The organism is Sphingomonas flavida, from assembly GCF_036663655.1.
Lineage (GTDB): Bacteria > Pseudomonadota > Alphaproteobacteria > Sphingomonadales > Sphingomonadaceae > Sphingomonas.
The window spans coordinates 339414-363581 of record NZ_JAXOJH010000002.1; the positions used below are offsets into that span (position 1 = coordinate 339414).

Here is a 24168-nt window from a genome sequence, read left to right on the forward strand (position 1 = left end):
GCAGGCGGATCACATTCTAGGCGAAGGCCACGCCCAGCGCTTGCCCCATCAGGCCACACCTGCCGCCAAGGCCCGTAGTTCTGGCATCGCCACCGTCACACCCGAACCATCCACCCAGCGCACGAAGCCGCCGATCCGCTTGTCGATCTTGGCCGGGTGGCCGCCGAAGATGTCCGCCAGCCGGTGGTCGAGGAACGGGTTGGCGAAGCGCTCCAGGGTAGTGGCGATATAGTCCTGCGCCGCTTCGGCCATGTCCCGCGCGGCAAAGCCCGGTAGCACTTCCTGCGCCATCACCCAGTCCAGCGCGGTGCGTGTCGCGGGATCGGCCAGCGCCGCGCGGACGGTTCGGTCCTTGGGCTCGCCATCGGCGGCCCAGCGGGCGGCCAGCCAGCTATGCCCGAGATTGAGGATGTGGAGCTTCAACCGCTCGAAGCGCTCCAGATCGTCGGTCAGAACGATGTCCGGATGGGTGAAGGGCAGGGTCAGGCCCGGCTGCCGCTCGATCGCCCAGAGCGCATAGGGCTCGGCGATCGCGCCTGCGGGGGCGAGCGGCTCGCTGACGATCCGGTCGACCAGCGTATTGGCCCAGACGCATTCGCGCTCCAGCCATGCGACGAACCCGGCGTCGCGGTGCTGATCGCGTGCCAGTCCGACGATCGCGGTGCGCAGGGTGTCGCCGTTGCGGGCGACCAGCTCGCACGGCAGCAGGGTGACGCCCGGACGATCCGCACGCCAACGTCGATGGAGCAGTTCGGTCAGCATCCCGCAAAAGCTGGCAGGCACCATGCCGTCACCGGGCGCGGCGCGATCCGGCTCGGCAATAGCGTAACCCATGTCGCCGGTATTGGAGACGATGTGCGTCACGGCGGTCGTCGCCAGCGTCACCAGCCGGTCCCAGTCGACAGCGGCGTTCAGCCCTTCGAGGACGCTGCGCACCTGCACCGTGCGTTCGTCGCGCTGGCCATTGCGCAGGCCGCGCAGGATGACCGGGAACCCCGCCGGGTTGGCAAAGCCCGCCAGGCGGAGGGCGCGCTCCGCGTTGTCGGTCGTCTGGACGATCACGATCGGCGGTACGTCCTGCCCGGCGGCACGCGCTTCATGGGCGAACAGGTCGACATGCGCCTGGAGAAAACGACTGGTGCCGAATTGCAGGATGACCGGCGCAGTCACGGTCATTTCGAGTCCAGCGTGAAGATACGGTCCATCGCGACCCATTTCTCACCCGGAGCGCCGTGCGGCAGCGGTTTCTGGAAACAGTCCATCGCCGCTTCCCATTTCGCATCCGTCGCGGCCAGGTAGGCCGGGATGGCGCGGGGCCAGTCGTCGGCGACTTCGGCCATCATGAACAGCCGGTCGCCGGTCCGCCATATCTCCATCGCGGTAAAGCCTTTCGCGCGGATGGCCTCCGTCACCTCGGGCCAGGCGGCACCGGGGGCGTGGGCGCGTTCATACTCGGCGATCAGCGCGGCATCGGCGACCAGATCCAGGGCGAAACAGACGCGGCGGGCCATGACGGGCCTCCTCTCTCATAACGGTTCGGCGGGTCTTCGGCCCGCTCGTTCGCTGGTCGTTTTAACGTTCCCTGCCAGGAGCATCAATGGCATATGTGAGAGTAAGATCGCATATAAGAATCTGGAGAGGGCAAGTATGAAGGCGCTGGTCTGTGTGCAGCCGGGGGAGATCCGGGTCGAGGAGCGCCCCCGGCCGGTGCGGGGCGCGGGCGAGGTGCTGCTGCGGATGCGCCGCGCCGGAATCTGCGGCACCGACTATCATATCTATGGCGGCAAGCATCCGTTCCTCGAATATCCCCGGCTGATCGGCCACGAACTGGCGGGTGAGGTCGCCGAGGCACCCGAGGACTCTGGGCTGGCGGTGGGGCAGGTGGTGACGGTGAACCCCTACATCGCCTGCGGAACGTGCCGGGCCTGTCGCCGGGGCAAGCCGAATTGCTGTGCGCGGATCAGCGTGCTGGGCGTCCATGCCGATGGCGGCATGAGCGAATGGCTGTCCGTCCCCGTCGGCGCGGTGGTCGATGCGACCGGCCTGTCGCTCGATCAGGCCGCGATGGTCGAGTTTCTGGCGATAGGCGCCCATGCCGTTCGGCGCTCCGGCCTGTCGGCGGGGGACGAGGCGGTGATCGTCGGGGCCGGGCCGATCGGCATCGCGGTCGCCCTGTTCGCGCGGATCGCGGGCGCCGGGCGCATCGTCCTGGCCGACACGCGCGGCCCGCGCCTGGCCTATGCGCGCGATCATCTGGGGCTGGGCGAGGCCGTGATGGCCGACGATGCGCTGGGCGAGACGCTGGCCGCGATGACCGGGGGGGAGATGTTCGACCACGTCTTCGACGCCACCGGCAACATCCATGCGATGCGCGCCGGGCTGAACTGGGTGGCGCATGGCGGCACCTATACGCTGGTCGGCGTATGCAAGGACGAGCTGGTCTTCGCCGATCCCGAATTCCACAAGCGCGAGACCACGCTGATCGCCAGCCGCAACGCGCTGTCGGTCGATTTCGACCATGTCATCGCCAGTATCCGATCGGGCGCCATCCCGACCGATGCGATCGCGACGCACCGCCTGCCGCTGGACGACGCGCCCCGGCGCCTGCCCGAATTGATCGCGCAAGCGGATTCGGTGCTGAAGGCGATCGTCACCATCGCCTGAGCGATCCTCATGGTTTGGGGCGTGGCGCAGCTTGCCCGATGTCCGGCGGCGTCCTAATCCGAGGGACGTGAACAGAGGGGCGATATGACGGCAGAGGGCGGCAAGACGGGCGAGGGGCGGGTCCGCAAGGGAAGTTACGCCGCGCCCGCGCTCGACAAGGCGTTCCTGATCATCGAACTGCTGGCCGGCCATCCCGAAGGTATGCTGGTCAGCGAGATGGCGACCGCGCTCGGCCGCTCGCTGGGCGAGTTGTTCCGCATCGTCGTCGTGATGGAGGAAGCGCGCTATCTGGAAAAGTCGCCGATCGACGACCGCTATCGCGTCACCTACAAATTCCTGGACATCGCCTATCGCGCGACGCCCGCGCGCCAGCTGACCGCCGCCGCGCTCCCCGAGATGCAGTCGCTGGCGCTGACCGTCGGCCAGTCCTGCCATCTGGTGGTGATCGAGGGCGGCGCGGGTCTGGTCATCGCGCGTGAGGAAAATCCAGGTACGCGTGGCTTCGCGCTGCGCATGGGGGCCTCGATCGACATCGTGACCAGTTGTTCGGGCAAGGTGCTGCTGGCGTTCACGGCGCCCGCGCAAATGGGGCGGATCGTCGACCGGGTCGAACTGGCGCAGGGGCGGCCGATCGGTCGGGCCCGCCTGGCCGAGGATCTGGAGCGGGTGCGGGCGCAAGGCTATGAACTGCGCGAAAGTCCGGTCACGCGCGGGGTGACCGATGTCAGTTATCCGGTGTTCGGCTTTGGCGGCGAATGCCTGGCGGCACTGACGATCCCGTTCCTGGAGACGATCGACGGCTCGCAATCGGTGACGATCGCCGAGGCGCGGTTGATCCTGGCCGAGGCCACCGCCCGCATCTCGCAGGCGCTGGGCTATCGCCCGGACGACGCCCGGGCGTTTTCGTAAGCCGCACCGCTCCGCTCAGGCGAGGCGTCCCTGTGTCGACCGGCCACCGCCCCGATCGTCACCGATGGTCAGGTACAGGTGGCGCAGCATCGCGGTCATCGCGTCGGTGCCCCGATGCGTCAGGGTGACGGCCAGCCGCCGATGGTCCGCCGGATCGGTCGCGCGCCGCAACAGCCCGGCGCTCTCCAACCGATCGATCCGCCTGAGCGCGCTGGTCGAGCTTTCGCCCGAGACCAGGATCAGCTCCTTCACGCACAGCGCCCGATCCAGCTGTTCGCAGATGAACAGCTCCAGCATCATGTCCCAGGCGGAATCGCGAAAAATGTCGCGTGGAAAGAACTGGGCAGTATTGGCGCGCATCGTCTTGGTCTGGCGCGCCAGGTCGAGCAGGCTGGGTTCGCGGTCGGTCCCGCGTGGTGCCAGGCTACTTCGAATTGCGGGTGGGTGATAGGCGGTGAGGTCCTTCGGCATCGATCTTATCCTTCGGCGTGGGGCGGCAGGGGATGGTCCAGGACCGGGGGGAGCAGGAAAGGGGGCATCATCGCTCTCGCATCGCTTCGCGCGCGCGGTTGAGCGGCTTGAGCAGATATTGCAGCACGGTCTTGCTGCCGGTGTGGATGTCGGCGGTGGCGATCATGCCGGGCACGATGGGAAAGCGCTTGCCCGCCTTGTTTACCAGCGAGTCCGCCGTCGTGCGCACGAAGACACGGTAATAATAGACGTCCGGATTCACCTCGTCGCGAATGGTGTCGGGCGAGATGCTGCTGACCTTGCCCTCCAGCCCGCCGAAGATCGCATAGTCATAGGCGGTGATCTTGACGCTGGCGCGCTGGCCGGGGCTGATGAAGGCGATGTCGCGCGGTGATATCCGCGCTTCGACCAGCAGGCGTTCGTCGAGCGGCACGATCTCCATGATCTTGCCGTTGGGGGGAACGACGCCGCCGATGGTCGACACCTCGATATTCTTGACCACGCCGCGCACCGGCGAGCGCAGGGTCAGGCGGCTCAGCGTATCCGATCGCCCGCGAACCACGGGGGCGAGCGCCTCGACCTCCTCGCTGACCTTGGCCAGATCTTGCCGCGCCTCGACGATATATTGCGAGCGCAGGTCGGATTTCTTCAGGTCCAGATCGGCGCGCTGGCGCTTCAGGCGCAGCACCTCGACATTGCTCGCCGCGCCGACCTGGATCAGCGATTCGCCGATGCTGACCTCGCGGCCGATCAGCGCGAGCGACTCGTCGATCAGCCCGATCGAACTGCCCAGGCTCTGGCGGCGTGCGGCGTAGAGCCGCTGCTGCTCGGCCCTCAGCGCGGGAAACGCGTTCAACTCGAGCGAGAAGGTCAGGGGCGTGCCGTTCACCTCCGCCTGCAACCGTCCCTGCGCGGCGAGCGCGGCGCGGTATTTGGCGGCGCTTTCCTCGACGGTCGATCCGGCCTGGGTCGGATCTAGCTGGGCGAGGATCTGGCCCGGCTTCACGATATCGTCCTGGCGGACCAGCATCCTGGTGAGGATGCCGCCCTCCAGCGATTGCAGAACCTGTTCGCGGCTGGTGGGCACGACCCGACCGGTGCCCGTCGCCACCTCGTCCAGCCTGGCGAAGAATGCCCAGACCAGCAGGGTGACGAACAGGGCGGTCAGTGCCCAGGTCATGCGTTTGGCCGCCAGCAAAGTCGCGGCGCCCTCGTCGGCGAAGGGCAGGTCGGCCGGGTGGGTCAGCGCGGTCATGCCGCCTGGCTCCGGCCCGCGCCCTGCATCGTGGCCAGCGCCGCCGCCTTGGGCTGGTCGAGCAATATCTGGCCCTGGTCGATGACGATGATCCGGTCGACCATCTCCAGAACCCGCATCCGGTGCGTCGCGACTACGACGGTGCGCCCCTGGCCCCAGGCGCGGATGCGGTCGATGAACAGCCGCTCGGACGATTCATCCATCGCGGCGGTGGGTTCGTCGAGCAGCAGGACCTGCGGCTGGCGGATCAGCAGCCGGGCGAGCAGCAGCGCCTGTTGCTGTCCGCCCGACAGGCCGAGCCCGCCCTCCAGCACCACATGCTCCAGCCCGTCGCGCAACCGCCGGATGAAGTCGACCGCGCCGACCATGTCGAGTGCGGCAAGGATCGTCTCGTTGCTCGCCGTCACCGCGCCCATGGTCAGGTTCTCGCGCAGCGTACCGTGGAAGAGGCGGCTGTTCTGGGTCAGCAGCGCGACGTCGCGGCGGACATCGGCGGGATCGATCTGGTGCAGCGTCAGGTCGTCGAGCAGGACTTCGCCCGACACCGGCTGCAACATGCCCGACATGCCTTGCAGCAGCGTCGACTTGCCCGCGCCGTTGCGGCCCAGCAGCGCGATCTTCTCGCCCGCCGCGATCTCCAGCCGGGGGACGGTCAATGCGGGCGGGGCGTTGGGATCGGCATAGGTGAACACCGCGCTGCGCAGGGCAAAGCGGCCATCGACCGAGGGCAGGGGGATGCGATGCTCGGTCTCGGGATTGTCGACGGGCAGCGCCATGATCTGGTCCAGGCTGTTCGCCGCGACCTTGGCATGTTGATAGCGGCCAAGCAGGTGCGAGACCTGTCCCATCGGGGCCATCATCCGGCTGGCCAGCATCGAGGTCGCGACCAGCGCACCGGTCGTGATGCTGCCGGCGATCACCATCGGCGCGCCGACGAAGATGACGGTGGCATAGACCGCGTTCTGCACGCTCTGCGCCCAGGTCGACAGGCTGGCGGTCAGGCCGCGCAGGCGCAACTGCGCCTCGCCCGCCACCGCGTTGCAGTGGTTCCACTGGCGCTGGAAGCGTTCCTCGGCCTGCAGCGTCTTGATGTCCTCGATCCCCTGCACCGCCTCGACCAGCAGGGCATTGCGCAGCGAGGTTTCGCGCATCGACTCGGTCGCATAGCCCCGCAAGCGACGCTGGGCGAGCAGGCTGGGCAGGAGCAGCGCGACCAGCGCCACCACCGGCACCAGCACCAGCCATCCGCCGATGAAGCCCAGGATGACGAGGAACAGCAGGAAGAAGGGCAGGTCCGCCACCGCCGCCACTGTGGTGGAGGTCAGCATGTCGCGCACCTGATCCAGATCGCGAAGCTGCGCGATGAAGGTGCCGGTCGAGGTCGGCCGCGCGCGGTTGCGCACGCGCAGCGCATGGCCAAACACCACGTCCGACAGGCGCAAATCGGCGCGCTTGCCCAGGATGTCAGTGATCCCGACGCGCAGGCGGCGGAGGACGAAGTCGAACCCCGTCGCCAGGATCACGCCGATGAACAGGATGTAGAGCGTCGGCATCGACTGGGCGGGGATGACGCGGTCATAGACCTGCATCGAGAACAGCACGCCCGCCAGCCCCAACAGGTTGGTGACGGCCGAGGCGGTGGCGACATGGCCATAGCCCTTCATGTCCTGCAACAGCAGGCGGCGGAGCCAATGGTCCTCGAACGGGCGGATATAGCTGTCGACGCGGATATCCGCCGCCGATCGCGCGGGGCGGGGGACGACGAACAACCGCGTCTGGTCGACCAGCATGGCCAGCGGCCGCTGCACACCCTGTTCTTCCTCCCCCGCGACCGAGAACAGCGCCTGGCCATCGGCGTCGATGCCGGTGATCAGCGCCAGCTCGCCATCGTTCAGCCAGGCGATGACCGGCAGCCGCCAGCTGGTCAGGCGGATCGCCCCCGGCGCGACGAAGCGTACCGTCAGGCCGCTCGCCCGCGCCAGGGCGCGCACCCGTGCCTCGTCATCGCCGCCGCCCTGCCACAGAGTGGTCAGGCGCGCGCGCTGCTCGGCGAAGGGCATGCGGTAATGCCGTGCGACCTGACCCATCATGTCGATCCAGGCGAGCGGATCGGGGGCGGTGGGGGCGCTTGCCGTCATAGCGTCACGCCCCCGACATCGGTGCCGGTCAGGCCGAAATCGTCGCGCGCCCGACCGGAATAATAAAGGCATTCGATCGCCAGCCGCCGCAGGTCGTGCGTGGTGTTCACCGCATCGAAGCGCGCCTGCTGCAACTCCTGTTCGGCGTTGAGCAGGTCGACCAGCGTGCGGGTCCCCATGTCGAGATATTGCAGGCGATAGAGCTTGCCCGTCTCGACCATATTGTCCTGGCGCGCCGCCAGTGTGTCGAGCAACTGCGACAGACCCGCCATCTGCGTCTGGGCGGCGGCCAGTTCCTGTCCGACCTCGTTGCGTGCGGCGCGCTCGGCCGCCTCGGCGGCACGGACGCCGTAATCGGCGCTGCGGATCCGGGCGCGCACCGCATTGCCGCCGAACACGTCGCTGCTGACGTTCAGCCCGAAATTATAGAGGCTGCGGTTCGAAAAGGGCGACGTGACGTCGGCCGATGCATCCCCCGCCAGCGCAACGGTGGGCAGGCGCGCGGCATGGACGCGGCGGCTTTCGGCGGTCGCCTGGTCGGACTGGGCGCGGGCGCGCATGATCGCGGGAATGTCGGTCCACTCGACGGTCGCGGCGCGGGTGCAGCTGGTCATCAGCCAGTCGGGAACGCCGGGATCGACCATGGGCGGCGTGTCGCGCCCCAGCAGATAGGTCAGGCCGGTGGTCCAGCGGCGCTGCTCCGCCTCGATCCGGGTCAGCGTGGCCTCGGCGGCGGCGACGCGCGACTGTGCCTGAAGCGCGTCGGAGCGGGTGGTCGCCCCCTTGGCGAAGCGTTTGTCGACCAGCGCGCTGATCTCGCGAATGCGTTCCAACTGTTCGCTGGCGATGGCGCGCAGCGCGGCGTTGCGCTGCACCTCTATCAGGGCATTGCCGGTATCACGGACCAGCCCGTCGACCGCGAGCAAAAGGTCGGCGCGGCCGATCCGCGTACCCGCGCGGGCGGACTCGACGGCCCCGGCGACCTTGCCGAAATCATACAGCATCTGCGACGCCGAAAGCTGCGGCCGGGGCCGCCAGACATTGCCGATCCGATTGTCATAGCCGCTGCCGACGCCCGCGCTGATCCGGGGCAGATATCCGGCGCGGGCGATCGACACATCCTCGCCGCGCGCCGACACCGTCGCGCTGGCCTGCGTGACCGAGGGGTGCCAGGCCAGCAGCTCGCGCATGGCGCTCTGCATCGTGACGGGAGCGCCGGGGATCGCCGACGCCGCCGCCTGGGGCGGGTTCACCGCCGCCGTCGCCAGCAGGCTCCCTAACGAGGCCGTCATGATCCCCATCCTCCCGTGCCGCCAATGGTAGCGTTCACGCCACTCTCGATACATTGCCGGCCTCTTTTCATCCGATATGGGAGAGCGTCTGGCTAAACTACGCCAGGAAAAGGAAAACGGCGCCGAAGGAAAACCCTTCGACGCCGTAAATCAACTCCGTTTCCGGATGGCTGCGCAAGATGGTCACATGATGTGCATGGTGACCGGCTTTTCATGCTCAGGATCGACCGAAACGGTCAGGTAGCCCAGCGGATCCTGTGGCAGGTCCGGCGTCGCGACCGGCTCCGAAGCGGTCGGTATGGCATGGAGGTCGTTGGCAACCGTGACAGAGTCGCTGGTCGGCGCATGGGCTTCCAGATAGCGCGACAGCACATCCTCGACGCTGCCCTGACCCTCCATCATCGACAGCGCCATCCGCGCGTCGCCGTGATCCGCCGTCGTCACAGCTTGGTGCTGCTCGGCGGTCGTCAGCATCATCGGCACCACATCGGCGGTAAACGACACCGAATGGTCCACCGACAGTGCGGCGACCGCCGCGCTCGGGAAGACCGGTGCCACGCCGTTGTTGGCGATGTCGATCGCGACATCCAGCCGCGCCGTCGAAACCTGCCCGTCGGGCTGCACGATCTGGTAGGTGAAGCTGTCGATCGGATCGGCGGCGGCATAGGCGACCGGGGTCGTCGGCTGGTAGGTGTAACGCCCCACCTCGTCGATGGTTAGCGAGCCATGTGCACCGGCCAGGGTCAGGCCCGCATCGCCGACATCGACGAAGCTGCCGCCGACCAGCAGCTTGATGCCTAGGAACGGCGTGCCCAGCGTGTCATTGGCCAGCACGTTGCCGCTGACCGGCGTCGCACCGGTGAAGGTGAACTGGTCGAGCCGGGTCACCGTCTCCCCGACAAAGACACTGGTCGTATAGGCGCCGCCCAGAGGGTTGGTGCTGCTGACGGTGTAGTTGTACGTGCCTGCCGCCAGGTTGGGGATCGTCACGCTGTAGCTTGCGCCGACCAGGCCACCGACCCCGGCGACCGCCGTCCCGTTGGCCGTGCCGACGACCGCCCCCGCCGAATTGGTGACGGTGAAGGCGACGCTGGGCAGGACCGACAGTCCGGGTGCGATTTCGGCACGTAGCGTGACGTTGGCCAGGCTGTTGGCATCGACCGTGAAGCTGTCGACGGTCTGCCCCGTCTGCGGTCCGCTGAGCAGGCTTGCAGTGGGGGTGCCGAAGGTCGTGTCGAGCACGGGCGGCAATGTCTGGACGACATTGACGAAGGTCGCGCTCGCCGTCGCCACGTCGTTCACCGCGACCGGCGAGCCCGTGACGTCCGGGCTGCCGATATTGATGGTCAGCGTGGCGCTTTCCCGCTCGTTATCGCTGGCGTCGAGCAGCGTGTAGGTGAAGCGGTCCGTCTGGCCCACCACATTGGCAAGGGCGTTCGGCGTATAGTTGTAGGTGCCGTCCCGGTCGATGATCAGCGTCCCCCACTGACCGGTGACGACCGTGTCGTCGGCCGTCACACTGGTGGTGACGCCGTTGACGGTGACGCTTTCGACGCGAGTCTGCGGGCTGACGACGTCGACCTGGCCGCCCGGGCCCGGATCGGAGATGACGTTGCCGTTCGTCACCGCCGGAACAACCTGGCCGACATCAGTGAAGTCGGAGTCGACCCCGGTGACGCGCAAGCCCCCGACCAGCCCGACCCCCGCCGTATTATCGAAGGTGACGAACGCCCGGTACTGGCCCGGATCCAGATCGGCGGCGGCGACCAGGTCGCCACCCAGCAGGCCGACCTGCAACAGCGTGGTGTTGCCGCCGCCATTGACCGCGACCCAGTTGGTCCCGTCGAAGCGCTGGAGCACCACCGAATAGCCGCTGGCGGCGCCCAGCGACAAGGTGGCGTCATAGGTGAAGGTGGTGGCCAGCGTATGACCCGGATCGACCGTGAACTGGACGTTCGGGATGGCCAGCACCTGCGCGTCCACATTGACCAGGCCCAGCGAGGCGAGCGCGGTATAGTTGGCGTTGCCCAGCGTCTCGTTGGTCTGGACGGGGACCAGGTCGACCGTGGCGGAGGCGACATTGTCGAACGCGCTGATGTCGAACGGCGCGGTGATCGCCACGCTGGTCGAGACGTTGCCCGCCCCGTCGCGAAGGCCGATAGCCAGCGTCTGGCCCGCCACCTGCGGGCTGAGCAAGGTGACGGCATAGACCCCGCCCGCCGCGACCGTGCCGGTGCCGATGACCGTGCCACCAGCGTTGCGAACCTCGACCGTCGTCCCGATTTCGCCGGTGCCGGTGACGATCGTTCCCGTGCCGTTGATCGCCGCAGTCGGGGCGGGGGGCTGCGTGATGTCGGGCGCGTTCGCGACGATCTGGGGCGAGGGGTTCCCCGCCGGATCGACCTGGGTCACGCTCAGCACCTGGCCATTGGCCTGCGCAGTGGTCAGCGCGGCGGTATAGGCACCGTTCGCGTCGATGACTGCGGTGCCGACAAGCTGACCCTGCGGATCGAGGATGCGCACCGTCGCGCCCGCCTCACCCGTGCCGGTCACCACCGTCCCGACGCCGTTGACCAGGGCGGTCGGCACGGCGGGCGGAGTGATGTCAGGCGCCGCCAGCGGGATGGGGGTGGATGTGTTGCCGGTCGCATCCGCCTGCACCACGCTCAGCGCCTGGCCATTGGCCTGCGGCGTGGTCAGCGTGACCGCATAGGTGCCATCGGTCGCCACCGTGCCCGTGCCGATGGCGTTGCCCAGCGTATCGCGGACCGTGACGGTCGCGCCAGCCTCGCCGGTGCCGCTGACGATCGTGCCGACGCCGTTGATGACGGTGGTCAGCCCGACCGGTGCGGTGATGTCGGGGGCCGGTGCTTGCGCCGCGGGCGAGACATTGCCTGTCGGATCGGCCTGGGTCAGGGTCAGGAGCTGCCCGTTGGCCTGGGCGGGGTTGAGCGGCGCGGTAAAGCTGCCGTCACCCGCCACCAATACGGTGGCGATGATCGTGCCTTCGGGCGCGCGGATGGTGACGGTGGCCCCCGCCTCGCCGGTGCCGGTCAGCGTCGTGCCGTCGCCCGACACGATGCCCGCCGGGGCAAGCGGTGCGGTGATATCCGGCGCGGTCAGCGGGATGGCGGGCGAAGTGTTGCCCGTCGCATCCGCCTGCGCGACGCTCAGGGCCTCGCCATTGGCCTGCGGGGTGGTCAGCGTGACCGCATAGGTCCCGCCCGCCGCGACGACGACGGTGCCGAGCGGATTGCCCAGCGCATCGCGGACCGTGACGGTCGCGCCCGCCTCGCCGGTGCCGCTGACGATGGTCCCCGCACCGTTGATCGCGGCGGTAAGGCCGGTCGGGGCGGTGATGTCGGGTGCCGGTGCCTGCGCAACGGGCGAGACATTGCCCGTCGGATCCGCCTGGGTCAGGGTCAGCAACTGGCCGTTCGCCTGGGCGGGGTTGAGTGGTGCGGTAAAGCTGCCGTCACCCGCCACCAATACGGTGGCGATGATCGTGCCGTCGGGCGCGCGGATGGTCACCGTGGCCCCCGCCTCGCCGGTGCCGGTCAGCGTCGTGCCGTCACCCGACACGGTGCCCGCCGGGGCAAGCGGTGCGGTCAGGTCCGGTGCGGTGACGGTGGCCGGGGCGGCGACATTGCCTGCCGCATCCGCCTGCGTCACCTGAAGTAACTGGGCGTTGAGCTGCGGCGTCGTCAGGATGGCGGTGTAGGTGCCATTCGCCGCAACGGTTGCGGTGCCGATGACGGCGGCGTTCGGATCGCGGATGGTGACGGTTGCCCCCGCTTCGCCCTGGCCGGTGACGATCGTGCCTGCGCCGTCGATCGCGGCGGTCAGGCCGACCGGTGCGGTGATGTCGGGCGCGGGTGCCTGTGCGACGGGCGAGACATTGCCGGTTGGATCGGCCTGGGTCAGGGTCAGGACTTGGCCGTTCGCCTGCGCCGGGGTGAGCGGTGCGGTAAAGCTGCCGTCCGCCGCGACCAGCGCGGTGCCGATGACCGCGCCGCCGGGCGCGCGGATGGTAACCGTGGCGCCTGCTTCGCCGGTGCCGGTCAGGGTCGTGCCGTCACCCGATACGATGCCCGCCGGAGCGAGCGGGGCGGTGATATCGGGCGCGGTCAACGCGATGGGGGCCGAGCCGTTGCCCGCCGCATCCGCCTGGACCGCCTGCAGCAACTGGCCATTGGCCTGCGGCGGGGTCAGAATCGCGGCATAGGTGCCGTCGGTCGCCACGGTCGCGGTGCCGACGATCGTGTTGGTCGCATCGCGGATGGTCACGGTCGTCCCCGCTTCGCCCTGGCCGGTAACGAGCGTTCCGGCGCTGTCGATCGCTGCGGTCAGGCCGACGGGCGCGGTGATGTCGGGTGCGGCGACGGCTGTCACCGGCGAGGTGTTGCCCGCCGGATCGGCCTGGGTCAGGGTGAGCGCCTGGCCATTGGCCTGGACGGGGGAGAGGGGGGCGGTGAAGCTGCCGTCACCGGCCACCTGCGCGGTGCCGATCACGGTGCCGACGGCATCGCGGATGGTGACGGTCGCGCCCGCCTCGCCGGTGCCGGTCACGCTCGTCCCGTCACCCGCCACCTGGCCGGTGGGGGCGAGCGGGGCGGTGATATCGGGCGCGGTCAGCGCCGCGCCGGGCGAGACATTGCCCGTCGCATCCGCCTGCACCACGGTCAGGGCCTGGTTGTTGACCTGGGGCGTGACCAGGACGACCGCATAGGCGCCCGTCGCACCGACCGTCGCCGTGCCCAGCACCGCGCCATTGGTGTCGAGGACCCGCACCGTCGCGCCGATCTCGCCGGTGCCGCTGACGACGGCGCCGGTGGCATTGATCGCCGCCACCGGAATGGCGGGCGGCGTCAGGTCGGGCGCGATCGCAACGGCGGGGGGTGAGACGTCGCCCTCGGCATCGGTCTGGGTCACGCGCACCGTTTCGCCATTCAACTGCGGCGTGGTCAGCGTCGCGCTGTAGCTGCCATCGGCGGCGACGGTGCCGGTGCCGATGACCGCGCCGCTGGCGTCGCGCACGGTGATCGCGGTGCCCGCCTGGCCGGTGCCGCTGACGCTGGCGCCGTCACCGGCGAACGTCGCGGTCGGGGCCAGCGGCGTGTCGTTGGGGATGAGGTCGGGCGCGGTGGCGTTGCCTGCTTGCGAGACATTGCCCGCCGCATCCGCCTGGGTCAGCGACAGGATCTGGCCGTTGGTCAGCGGCGGCGACAGCGTCACGCCGAAGCTGCCGTCCGCGCCGACCGGCACCGTGGCGATGACCTGGCCGACCGGGTCGGTGATCGTGACGACCGCGCCGACCTCGCCGGTGCCGGTCAGGGTCGCGCCATCGGCCGACACGCTGGCGACCGGCGGCGCGGGCGGGATGCGATCGAGCGCGGTGACAGTGGTCGAGGGCGACGAATTGCCCGCCGCATCGGCCTGGACGACGTTCAGCACCTGGCTGTTCAGCTGTGCGGCGGACAGGGCGACGGCATAGGCCCCCTGGCTGCCGACCACGCCGGTGCCTAGGATGGTGCCGTCGGCGGCCCGCACGGTCACGGTCGCGCCGACCTCGCCGGTGCCCGACACGATTCCTCCGGTTGCATCCAGCGCGGCGGCCGGCGCGGCGGGGGCCGTGATGTCGGGAGCCGGAGCATTGGCGACCGGCGAGACATTGCCCGCCGCATCGGTCAGCGTCGCGCCGACCGTCCCGCCATTGGCCTGGGCCGGGCTGAGGGCGACGGTGAAGCGGCCGTCCGCACCGATCGTGCCGGTGCCGATCACCGTTCCGCCCGCATCGCGCAGCGTGACCGCCGCACCGACCTCACCGGAGCCGCTGGCATTGGCGCCGTTCGCATCCAGGGCAAAGACGGGGGCTGCGGGTGCGGTGATGTCGGGCGCCGTCGCCGGCGTGGGGGGAGCGGTGTTTCCGGTCGTATCGGCCTGCGTCACCTGAAGCTGCTCGCCATCGACCTGCGGGGTGGTCAGCGCCACCGCATAGGCTCCGGTCGTGCCCGCCGTGCCGGTGCCGATCACCTGTCCCGCCGGATCGCGCACGGTCACGGTCGCGCCCGCCTCCGCCTGGCCGCTGACGACCGTGCCTGTGCCGTCGACCGAGGCGGTCAGCCCGATCGGCGCGGTCGTATCGGTGGCGGTCAGGGACAGGGCGGGCGAGACATTGCCAGCCGCATCCGCCTGCACGACGGCCAGCGTCTGGCCATTCGCCTGCGGCGCGGACAGCGCGACGGTGAAGGCCCCGCCCGCGTCGACGACGGCGGTGCCCAGCACGGTGCCGTCGGCGGCGCGGACGGAGACGGTTGCGCCCGCCTCACCGGTGCCGGTGACCTGCGCGCCGTCCGCCGACAGCGTGCCCACCGGGGCAAGCGGTGCGGTCAGGTCCGGTGCGGTGGTCGCGGCGGGGGCGGAGACATTGTTGGCCGCATCCGCCTGTGTCACCTGCAACACCTCGCCATTGCGCTGCGGCGTGGTGAGGATCGCGGCATAGCTGCCATTCTGGTCCACCGTGGCGGTGCCGATGATCGCGCCGCCGGGGTTGCGGATGGTGACGGTCGCCCCCGCTTCGCCCAGGCCGGTGACGATCGCGCCGTCGCCACTGATCGCGGCGGTCAGGCCGATCGGCGCGGTGATGTCGGGCGCGAGGACGCTGACGCTTGGCGAGGCATTGCCCGCCGCATCGCTCTGCGCGATCTGGAGGGTCTGGCCATTGGCCTGCACCGGGTTCAGCGTGACGGAGAAGTTGCCGTTGGCATCGACCAGTCCGCTGCCCAGCACGGTGCCGTCGGCGGCGCGTACGGTCAGCGTCGCGCCCGCCTCGCCGGTGCCCGCCAGCGTGGCGCCACTGTCGACGACCGATCCGGTCGGGGCGAGCGGCGCGGTGGTGTCGGGGGCAAGGACATTGGCGGGGGCCGAGACGTTGCCCGCGGCATCCGCCTGTGTCGCCTGGAGCGTCTGGCCATTGGTCTGCGCGGGGGTAAGCGCCGCCGAATAGCTGCCATTGGCGGTCACGGTGGCAGTGCCGATGATGGTCCCTGCGGGATCACGGATGGTGACGCTGGCGCCAGCCTCACCAGTGCCCGAGACGATCGCACCGTCGCCACTGATCGCGGCAGTCAGGCCGATGGGGGCGGTGATGTCGGGGGCGAGCACGGTGACGGACGCCGAAGTGTTGCCCGCCGCATCGCTCTGCGCGATCTGGACGGGCTCGCCGTTGGCTTGGGCCGGGTTCAGCGTGACCGCGAAATTGCCGTTGGCATCGACCAGTCCGCTGCCCAGCACGGTGCCGTCGGCGGCGCGCACGATCAGCGTCGCGCCCGCCTCGCCGGTGCCGACCAGTGTCGCGCCATTGTCGATGACCGATCCGGTCGGGGCAAGCGGCGGCGTGATATCGGGTGCGATGACGTTGGCGGGGGCCGAAACATTGCCCGCCGCGTCGGCCTGTGTCGCTTGTAGCGTCTGTCCATTGGCCTGTGCGGGGGTAAGCGTTGCCGAATAGCTGCCATTGGCGGCCACGGTGGCGGTGCCGATGATGGTGCCCGCGGGATCGCGGATCGTGACGCTGGCGCCAGCCTCGCCAGTGCCCGAGACGATCGCGCCGTCACCGCTGATCGCGGCGGTCAGGCCGGTGGGTGCGGTGATATCCGGCGCGAGCAGCCCGGTGTCGGGTGAGGCGTTGCCGCCACGGTCGGTCTGGTTCAGCGTCAGCGCCTCGCCATTGGCCTGGGTCGGGGTGAGGGTCGTCGAGAAGCTGCCGTCGGCCGCCACGGTCGCGGTGCCGATCACCGCGCCGCCGGGGTCGCGCACGGCGACCGTGGCGACGGGTTCGCCGGTGCCGGTGACGATGCTGCCATCCGCAGAGATCGTCGCGACGGGGGCACCCGGCGCGGTGACATCGGGTGCCGCGACATTGCTGGGAAGCGAGATGTTGCCCGCCGGGTCGGTCTGATTGGCGGACAGTTGCTGCCCATTGGTCTGCGGCGTGGCCAGTGTCACGGCATAGCTGCTGTCGGCGGCGACCACGGCCGTGCCCAGCAACGTGCCGTTGCCATCGACGATACGCACGGTCGCACCGGGCTCGCCATTCCCATAGACGGATGCGCCGTCGCTTGACAGCGTGGCGAGCGGAGGGGCGGGGGGCGTGATGTCGGGAGCGGTCAGCGCGACCGGGGGCGAGACATTGCCCGCCGCGTCGCTTTGCGTGACGCTCAGCGCCTGTCCATTGGCCTGCGCGGTGGCCAGCGGCGCGGTGTATCCGCTCTGGGCATCGACCGTGGCGGTGCCGATGACGGTGCCTGCCCCGTCGCGGACCTGGACGGTGGCGCCCGGCTCACCGGTGCCGGTGATGCTGGCGCCGTCGCTCGCGACGCTCGCGGTGGGCGCGCCTGGGGCGACCAGATCGGGGGTCGGCGCGGTCGCGGAGGGTGAGGTGTTGCCCGCCGCATCGCTCTGCGCGACGGACAGGGTCTGGCCGTTGGAGGTTCCGGCGGGCAGCGCGACGCTGAAGCTGCCATCGGCCGCCACCGTGGCGGTTCCGATCGGCTGGCCCGCCGCGTCACGGACCTGGACCGTCGCCCCTGCTTCACCGGTGCCGGTCAGCGTCGCCCCATCCGCGCTGACCACCACCACCGGGGCGGCGGGGGCGGTGGTGTCGGCGGCGGCAATAGTGGTCGCTGGCGAGGTGTTGCCCGCCGGGTCCGCCTGGGTGACGGTCAGCGTGCCGCCATTGGCCTGTGGCGTGGTCAGCGTCACGCTATAGCCGCCGTCGGCAGCGACCGGCGTCGTACCCAGGACCTGCCCGCCCGCATCGCGGACCGTGACGGTCGCCCCGGGCTCACCGGTGCCGGTGACGGTCGCACCGTTGCCCGTGATCGTCGCGGTTGGGGCGACCGGCGGCGTGGTGTCGGGGGCGTTGAAGGTGGCGGCCGGGGACACATTGCCCGCCGGGTCGGCCTGCGTCACCGTCACGGTGCCGCCATTGGCCTGCGGCGTGGTCAGCTGCAGCGTGTAGTTGCCGTTCGAGCCCACCGTCGTGGAACCCAGTGGTTGCCCGCTGGCGTCGCGAACTGTGACGGTCGCGCCGGGCTCGCCGGTGCCGGTGATCGTCGTGCCCTGGCCATTCACGGCGGCGGTTGGGGCGGAGGGGGCGGTCATATCGGGCGCGATGACGGTGGCGACGGGGGAGGTATTGCCCGCCGGGTCGGTTTGCGTGACGTTCGCGGGCTGGCCGTTGGTCTGGGGCGTCGTGACCGGGATGTTGAAGCTGCCGTCAGCACCGACGGTGCCGGTGCCGATTACATTGCCCTGTGGGTCGGTTACCCGGATCGTCGCGCCCGGCTCGCCCCGTCCGGTGACGCTGTCGCCGCGCGCGGTGAAGCCCGCGGTCGGCTGGCCCGGCGCCTGTGCATCGCCCTTGTCGGAATCGTTGCGACCCTTGCCGCCCGACACCGCCGCGATCAGGCCACCGATGCCCGCTGCACCAAGCACCGCAGGCAGGATGAAGCCGCCCCCCCGATCATGGGTGTCGTTCGCGGTCCCCATCAGGTCGTCGATGTCGCGGATTGCGGTGAAGCGGCCCGAGCCGCTGGACGAGGGGTGGGCCAGCCATTGCCCACCCTGCTGGTCGCGCAGCACCAGGTCGCTGTCGCCGCCCTTCTGCTCGCCATAGAAATGGTCGACGCGGATCGTCTGACCATCGGTCAGGCGGATGACCAGGTCGTCGCCTTCGCGCACCATCGTCGCGATCCGGGAACGGTCGAGGTCGAGCCGGACGACGCTGGGGGCGCCCAGTTCGATGAGGTCGCCATTGGCTGTCGTCGAGGCGCCGGTCGCCTTTGCGATGATCTGGGTCTGCATGGCCTGTTCCTCCCATTATCGTATCGATACGATCCGGCACGACGGCCGGGCGGGGGACCGCGCTCATGGTGATTCCATGCAACCGCAGGACGTCCCCCTTGTGACGATCGAAACGTCAGGATTTGGGAGGATGACGCCGAAATTCCGTTTTCGGAGCTGATACAGTTGGTTAGCGCATGATAACGACCCACCCGGCGTGCGGGTGGGCAGACGATCGTCAGCGGCGGGATGGACGCCCTGCCGTCAGGATCGGGGCCTCCGCGTCGGTCATGCGGATCGGGCGTATCGTGCCGTCGGGGGCATAGTCCACCCGGTCGATCGCCACGACCCGCTCGCCCTGGAAGGGCCCCGGACCGGGCCCGCGGTCCCAGCGGTGATAGACGATCAGGGTGCGACCGTCCGGCGTCGTCACGAAGCTGTGATGGCCCGGCCCCTGATGTGCCCCGTCGCTGGTCAGGATCGCCCCGCGATACCGCCAGGGCCCGACAGGCGACGGGGCTGTAGCGTAATGGACGGAATAATCCGGTCCGTTGAACCGCCCATGGCTATAGGACAGGTAATAGGTTCCGTTGCGTTCGTGCAGGAATGCACCCTCGGTGAATTGCGGCGGCGTGACGACCTTCACCTCGCGCGCGATCGAGATCATGTCGGACTTGAGTTCCCATACGCGCAGCGTCGCGCCTGCGCTGCCGCCTGCATAGAGATAGATTTTCCCCGACCGGCGATCCTGAAAGACCATCGGGTCGATCGCCTCGAACCCCTTGCCGCCGGTGACCAGCGGGCGGCCGCTGTCGCGGTAAGGACCCTCGGGCCGGTCGGCGATGGCGACGCCGATCCGGCTGGGCGTCGGGTTTTGCGGTCCGACCGAATAATAGAGATACCATCTGCCGCCCCGCGTCGCGACGCCGGGGGCCCAGAGGAAATGCTCGCGCGCGCCGTCGTCCTCGATCCACTTGATCTGGTCGCGCCGGATCAGCTCGCCGCGCGGCCGCCAAGTCTTGAGGTCGCGGCTGGAAAAGGCGCCGAAGCGATCGGCGGCCCAGCTTCCTCCCGGTCCGCCGGTCGGAAAGATCCACATCTCGTCGCCGATCATCACCGCATGCGGGTCTGCCCCCTGGAATTGCGGGTTCCGGGCCATGACCGATCCGGTCGCGGCGAGCGCCAGCGCGGCGGCGATACAGGAAAACGGCCTCATCCTCGTCCTCTCCTCGAAACGGGTGCTCTCATGTCCGGCCCCTGGTTCGGGGCAGACATCACTTGATAAGTCCGACTTTTTCAAGGACATTCCACCCCAGCGAGGAAATGGACCGGGACGAACCACCGGCCATTCAGCGGGAGAGACGGGGATGAGGACGCGGCTGTACCTGGGCGTGGCGATCGCCGCGATGCTGCCTGCGCTGCCCGCCGAGGCGCGGGGCCGCTGGACCGAGGCGCAGGCGCGCGCCTGGTATGATCGCCAGCCCTGGCTGGTCGGCGCGAACTATACCCCCGCCAGCGCGATCAACCAGTTGGAGATGTGGCAGGGCGAGACATGGGACCCCCGGCGCATCGACCATGAACTCGGCCTGGCGCAGGGGATCGGGATGAACACCATGCGGGTGTTCCTGCACGATCAGCTCTGGGCCCAGGACCCGGCGGGGTTCCAGCGCCGGATCGACCAGTTCCTGACGATCGCCAAGGCGCATGGTATCCGCCCGCTCTTCGTCCTCTTCGACAGTTGCTGGGACCCGGACGCGAAGCTGGGGCCGCAGCATCCGCCGATCCCCGGTGTCCACAATTCGGGATGGGTGCAGGGGCCCGGCATGGCGGGGCTGCGCGACCGGGCGAACTGGCCGAAGTACCGGACCTATGTCCAAGGCGTGATCGGCGCGTTCAAGGACGATCCGCGCATCCTGGGCTGGGACCTTTGGAACGAACCCGACAATGGCGCCGATCAATATAAGGGGCGGGAGGGCAAGGAGCCGCTGGTCCGCGCGATGCTGGCCCAGGTGTTCGACTGGGCCCGCGCGGCGGAACCGTCGCAGCCGCTGACCTCGGGTGTGTGGCAGGGGGACGACTGGACACCCGGCGGCAAGGGTTCGGCGATGGACAGGCTGCAACTGGCGCAGTCCGACGTGATCACCTTCCACGACTATAGCTGGCCCGAGACGTTCGAGCGGCGGGTGAAGCAGCTTCAGGGCTATAATCGCCCGATCCTGTGCACAGAGTATATGGCGCGCGGCAACGGATCGACCTTCGACGGCTCGCTGCCCATCGCCAAGCGGTACAATGTCGCGATGATGAACTGGGGCTTTGTCGATGGCAGGACGCAGACGCGGCTGCCCTGGGACAGTTGGAAACGGCCCTATGTGCTGGAGGAACCGACCATCTGGTTCCACGAGGTGTTTCGTGGTGATGGCACGCCGTACCGGCAGGCGGAGACGGATTTGATCCGGCGACTGGCGGCGGTGCCGAAGGGCGTGGTTCCGGCGGTGCGGTGAGGGCGAAGAGTTACCCCGCCCGCAGTCGGTACAGGCCCGCCCCGTGCGGCGGGAGCGTGCGCGCCATCCGGCCCGTAACCGGACCAAGGGTCTTGCCCTCCCACAAATCGGTCGCGGCGATCGCACCCGACAGGCCCAGCATGGCGAGCGGGATCGCCACTTCCTTCGGTTTGTCGGTGGTATTGAACAGCGCGAGATAGCGGTCGCCGGGTGCGCCCTCCGGCTTGGCCGACCAGATCCGCGCACCGTCCTCGACGAAATGCGGCTGGTTGTCGGTGGAGGCCTGGTTCACCGCCAGCACTGCGCGATTGGTCAGCAGCGCCAGCGTCGGCGCATCGAGATAGCGCAGGTCGCCGCCCATGATCAGCGGCGAGCGCGCGATCGACCACAGGGTCATCAGCGTGCGCTGCTCGTCGGGCGTGAACTTTGTATCGCGCTTGCCCAGTGCCAGGCGGCCGAGCGGCAGCATGTCGGCATCGGGCCAGCCGCCGGGGCCGCGATGCGGCGTCCAATTCTCCAGCCGGGTGAACTGCGCCTCCAGCATGGTCCACTCGTCCCAGAAATCGTCCGAGATGCGCCACATCTGGGCGAAGCGACGGACATGGGCCCCGCGGATGACCGGCGTCTCGCCCGGCGACAGGCTGAGCATGATCGGGCGTCCGCTCGCACCGATCGCCTTGTGTGCCGCCTCGATCTCGGGCGCGTGCGCGTCATAGGGGCGGCTCATATCGTCCATCTTGACGAAGTCGACGCCCCAGGAGGCATAGAGCGCGAACACGCTGTCATAATAGGCCTGCGCGCCGGGCTTGCTCATGTCGACGCCGTACATGTCCGGGTTCCATGGGCAGATGCTGGTCGTGTCGGCAATATCGGCGGCGCGGTAGCGAGTGCCCAGGATCGGCAGGTTCCGCTTGACCGCCAGGCGCGGGATGCCGCGCATCAGGTGGATGCCGAACTTCATGCCCATCGCATGGACGTCAGCCGCCAGCTTCGTGAAGCCCGATCCGTCGGCGCTCGAGGGAAAACGGTTGGGCGCGGGGATCAACCGGCCATGGCCGTCCATCGCGGGCATGGGCGCGCTGTTATAGGTATAGCTCGACGCCTCGGGCTCGTACCACTGGATGTCGACGGTGAAGATGTCATAACCGAAGGGCAGCAGCTTTTCGCGCATGATCGCCGCGGTTTCGCGCGCCTGCGCCTCGGTGATGGTGGTGGCGAAGCTGTTCCAGCTGTTCCAGCCCATTGGCGGGCGCGGGGCGAGCGGGGCGGGGGGTGTCGTGGCCGCACCCAGCGGGGCCGTCTGCGCCCCCAGCACCATGCCGCCGGTCAGCGCCGCGCCCGCCAGCGCCTGTCGGCGGCTGATCCCGCCTTTGTCGATCGTCATGCCGTCCACTCCCGTCGGTCTCTCGTTCTTTTTCTAGTCGTACATTTGTAGAGGTTGAACGGGCCGGGGCAAGCATCTTGGCTACGCTGTCGACCGAGCCGGTGGTGCATATGAAAAGTCGGACATTACCGAGCCTGGGCGCGCCGGACCGATCGAGCATGGCTACGCAATCGGCGCGGCTTGCTGTAACCAGCGCACGCGGATATCGGCGACAGGCGGGCGGACGGGTGGACGAACAGGAACGCGAACGACGGCGCGCCGCCGAGTTGCAGGCCAGCCACGAGCTGTTGCAGGCGACGATGGATGCCTCGACCGACATGATCCAGGTGTTCGTGGCGATCCGCGACGCGGCGGGGCGGATCGTCGATTTCCGCTGGGTGCTGAACAACCATACCTCGGAAACCAGATATGGCGAGGTGCGCGGCGAAAGCCTGTTGCAACGCAATCCGGGCGTGGTCGAGGAAGGGATATTCGACGCCTTTTGCCGCGTCACCGAAACCGGCCTGCCCGAACAGGCCGAGCGTCATTATGTCCATGAGCAGTTCGACGGCTGGTTCTATCAGACCGTGGTGAAGCTGGGCGACGGCGTGGCGACCACGACCCGCGACATCAGCGAGTGGAAGGCGACCCAGGCCGAAATCCTGCGGCTGCGCGAAGAGGTGGTGCAGGTGAGGCTGGCGGACAGCGAAAGCCAGCTGGCGGCGATCTTCGCCACCGCGCCGGTCGGACTGTCGGTGATCACGCCGGAGGGGCGGTTCCTGCGCGTCAACGACGAGCTTTGCCGGATCGTCGGCCGCCCGGCCGAGGCGCTGTTGAACGCCAGCGTGGCCGAGATCACCCATCCCGACGACATGGCCCCCAGCCTGATCGCGATCACGCAGGCGGCGGCCACCGGGCGTCCCAGCACCCTCGACAAACGCTACTTCCGGCCCGACGGTTCGCAGGTCTGGGCCAGCAGCACGATCTCGCTATTGCCGCCGACCGGGGGGCAGGGGAGCCGCTTCCTGGTCGTCACCGCCGACCTGACCGACCGCCGCAAGACCGAGGCGGCGCTGCGCCGGAGCGAGGCGTCGCAGCGCGTACTGATCGCCGAACTGCAACACCGGACCAGCAACCTGATGGGCGTCGTCCGTTCGATCGCCGACCATACCGCGCGGGGGACCGACGACCTGGCCGGTTTCCTGGCACATTTCGACGACCGTATGGCCGCCTTGTCGCGTGTGCAGGGGCTGTTGTCGCGGCTCAACGATCATGACCGGGTGTCGTTCGAGGATCTGATCCACACCGAATTGGCGGCGATGGGCGGCCGGGCGGGGCGGACCACGCTGGAGGGGCCGACGGGCGTCCGGTTGCGCTCGACGACGGTGCACACGCTGGCCATGGCGATCCACGAGCTGGCGACGAACGCGATCAAGCATGGCGCGCTGGGCCAGGCCGATGGGCGGCTGGCGATCCGCTGGTCGCTCGATCCGTGCGGGGCCGATGGCAAGCCGTGGCTGCACATCGACTGGCGCGAAAGCGGGGTGGCGATGCCGGAGCCTGATATACGGACGGATCGTCACGGCCAGGGGCGCGAACTGATCGAGCGAGCGCTGCCTTATCAGTTGAATGCGCGTACCACCTATGCGCTGGGGGCGGACGGGGTCCACTGCACGATCGCCATTCCCGTGTCGGCCAGCATGATCGAGGGCGTCGCCTAGGGTGTTCC

At 69.1% G+C, this 24168-nt stretch carries 13 protein-coding genes; 4 read left to right on the forward strand and 9 right to left on the reverse strand.

Annotated elements, in window-relative coordinates; translation table 11 throughout:
• Nucleotides 1-48 precede the first annotated feature (48 nt).
• Both U1703_RS03820 and U1703_RS03825 read right to left on the reverse strand, forming a co-directional pair.
• The gene (locus U1703_RS03820) at nucleotides 49-1176 is read right to left on the reverse strand and encodes a mannitol dehydrogenase family protein (protein WP_332784638.1); all 1128 of its coding nucleotides are present in this window, start codon (nucleotides 1174-1176) and stop codon (nucleotides 49-51) included.
• Nucleotides 1173-1511 (reverse strand): L-rhamnose mutarotase, encoded by a 339-nt coding sequence (locus U1703_RS03825; RefSeq protein ID WP_332784639.1) that lies wholly within the window; start codon nucleotides 1509-1511, stop codon nucleotides 1173-1175. The genes U1703_RS03820 and U1703_RS03825 overlap by 4 nt, the downstream gene beginning before the upstream one ends.
• A gap of 136 nt (nucleotides 1512-1647) precedes the next feature.
• Between U1703_RS03825 and U1703_RS03830 the strand changes: the two genes are divergently transcribed.
• Both U1703_RS03830 and U1703_RS03835 read left to right on the forward strand, forming a co-directional pair.
• Entirely contained in the window at nucleotides 1648-2664 is a 1017-nt protein-coding gene (locus U1703_RS03830; RefSeq protein WP_332784640.1) for a zinc-binding alcohol dehydrogenase family protein, read from the forward strand.
• Between the two features lie 84 nt (nucleotides 2665-2748).
• Nucleotides 2749-3573: an IclR family transcriptional regulator gene (locus U1703_RS03835; RefSeq protein ID WP_332784641.1), complete on the forward strand. Its 825-nt coding sequence runs from the start codon at nucleotides 2749-2751 to the stop codon at nucleotides 3571-3573.
• A 15-nt stretch (nucleotides 3574-3588) separates the two neighbouring features.
• On the opposite strand, the gene U1703_RS03840 is transcribed toward U1703_RS03835, so the two are convergent.
• From U1703_RS03840 to U1703_RS03865, 6 genes are all read right to left on the reverse strand, one after another.
• Entirely contained in the window at nucleotides 3589-4044 is a 456-nt protein-coding gene (locus U1703_RS03840) for a winged helix DNA-binding protein (protein ID WP_332784642.1), read from the reverse strand.
• 67 nt (nucleotides 4045-4111) lie between these two features.
• Nucleotides 4112-5299, reverse strand: coding sequence for a beta-barrel domain-containing protein (locus tag U1703_RS03845; RefSeq protein WP_332784643.1), 1188 nt, complete (start codon nucleotides 5297-5299; stop codon nucleotides 4112-4114).
• A complete protein-coding gene (locus U1703_RS03850; protein ID WP_332784644.1) occupies nucleotides 5296-7437 on the reverse strand; it encodes a type I secretion system permease/ATPase in 2142 nt (713 codons plus the stop codon). The genes U1703_RS03845 and U1703_RS03850 overlap by 4 nt, the downstream gene beginning before the upstream one ends.
• The gene (locus U1703_RS03855) at nucleotides 7434-8729 is read right to left on the reverse strand and encodes a TolC family protein (protein ID WP_332784645.1); all 1296 of its coding nucleotides are present in this window, start codon (nucleotides 8727-8729) and stop codon (nucleotides 7434-7436) included. Before U1703_RS03855 ends, U1703_RS03850 begins: the two co-directional genes overlap by 4 nt.
• A 183-nt stretch (nucleotides 8730-8912) precedes the next feature.
• A complete protein-coding gene (locus U1703_RS03860) occupies nucleotides 8913-18596 on the reverse strand; it encodes a BapA/Bap/LapF family large adhesin (RefSeq protein WP_332784646.1) in 9684 nt (3227 codons plus the stop codon).
• A 217-nt stretch (nucleotides 18597-18813) separates the two neighbouring features.
• Nucleotides 18814-19791: a family 43 glycosylhydrolase gene (locus tag U1703_RS03865; RefSeq protein ID WP_332784647.1), complete on the reverse strand. Its 978-nt coding sequence runs from the start codon at nucleotides 19789-19791 to the stop codon at nucleotides 18814-18816.
• A 151-nt stretch (nucleotides 19792-19942) separates the two neighbouring features.
• Here U1703_RS03865 and U1703_RS03870 point away from each other — a divergent pair, with 151 nt between their 5' ends.
• Nucleotides 19943-21076, forward strand: coding sequence for a glycoside hydrolase 5 family protein (locus U1703_RS03870; protein WP_332784648.1), 1134 nt, complete (start codon nucleotides 19943-19945; stop codon nucleotides 21074-21076).
• A gap of 10 nt (nucleotides 21077-21086) precedes the next feature.
• Here the strand turns inward: U1703_RS03870 and U1703_RS03875 are convergent, their stop codons facing one another.
• Complete coding sequence (locus U1703_RS03875; RefSeq protein ID WP_443025753.1) at nucleotides 21087-22460, reverse strand: glycoside hydrolase family 27 protein; 1374 nt, start codon at nucleotides 22458-22460, stop codon at nucleotides 21087-21089.
• A gap of 158 nt (nucleotides 22461-22618) precedes the next feature.
• Here U1703_RS03875 and U1703_RS03880 point away from each other — a divergent pair, with 158 nt between their 5' ends.
• Nucleotides 22619-24160, forward strand: a complete 1542-nt coding sequence (locus U1703_RS03880; RefSeq protein ID WP_332784649.1) for a sensor histidine kinase — start codon at nucleotides 22619-22621, stop codon at nucleotides 24158-24160.
• Nucleotides 24161-24168: the final 8 nt, after the last annotated feature.

What these genes read in the sequence shown, in the direction of transcription:
- U1703_RS03820 (WP_332784638.1), bottom strand. Translation starts at nt 1,176, where the DNA reads ATGACCGTGACTGCGCCGGTCATCCTGCAATTCGGCACCAGTCGTTTT.
- U1703_RS03825 (WP_332784639.1), bottom strand. Translation starts at nt 1,511, where the DNA reads ATGGCCCGCCGCGTCTGTTTCGCCCTGGATCTGGTCGCCGATGCCGCG.
- U1703_RS03830 (WP_332784640.1), top strand. Translation starts at nt 1,648, where the DNA reads ATGAAGGCGCTGGTCTGTGTGCAGCCGGGGGAGATCCGGGTCGAGGAG.
- U1703_RS03835 (WP_332784641.1), top strand. Translation starts at nt 2,749, where the DNA reads ATGACGGCAGAGGGCGGCAAGACGGGCGAGGGGCGGGTCCGCAAGGGA.
- U1703_RS03840 (WP_332784642.1), bottom strand. Translation starts at nt 4,044, where the DNA reads ATGCCGAAGGACCTCACCGCCTATCACCCACCCGCAATTCGAAGTAGC.
- U1703_RS03845 (WP_332784643.1), bottom strand. Translation starts at nt 5,299, where the DNA reads ATGACCGCGCTGACCCACCCGGCCGACCTGCCCTTCGCCGACGAGGGC.
- U1703_RS03850 (WP_332784644.1), bottom strand. Translation starts at nt 7,437, where the DNA reads ATGACGGCAAGCGCCCCCACCGCCCCCGATCCGCTCGCCTGGATCGAC.
- U1703_RS03855 (WP_332784645.1), bottom strand. Translation starts at nt 8,729, where the DNA reads ATGACGGCCTCGTTAGGGAGCCTGCTGGCGACGGCGGCGGTGAACCCG.
- U1703_RS03860 (WP_332784646.1), bottom strand. Translation starts at nt 18,596, where the DNA reads ATGCAGACCCAGATCATCGCAAAGGCGACCGGCGCCTCGACGACAGCC.
- U1703_RS03865 (WP_332784647.1), bottom strand. Translation starts at nt 19,791, where the DNA reads ATGAGGCCGTTTTCCTGTATCGCCGCCGCGCTGGCGCTCGCCGCGACC.
- U1703_RS03870 (WP_332784648.1), top strand. Translation starts at nt 19,943, where the DNA reads ATGAGGACGCGGCTGTACCTGGGCGTGGCGATCGCCGCGATGCTGCCT.
- U1703_RS03875 (WP_443025753.1), bottom strand. Translation starts at nt 22,460, where the DNA reads ATGACGATCGACAAAGGCGGGATCAGCCGCCGACAGGCGCTGGCGGGC.
- U1703_RS03880 (WP_332784649.1), top strand. Translation starts at nt 22,619, where the DNA reads ATGGCTACGCAATCGGCGCGGCTTGCTGTAACCAGCGCACGCGGATAT.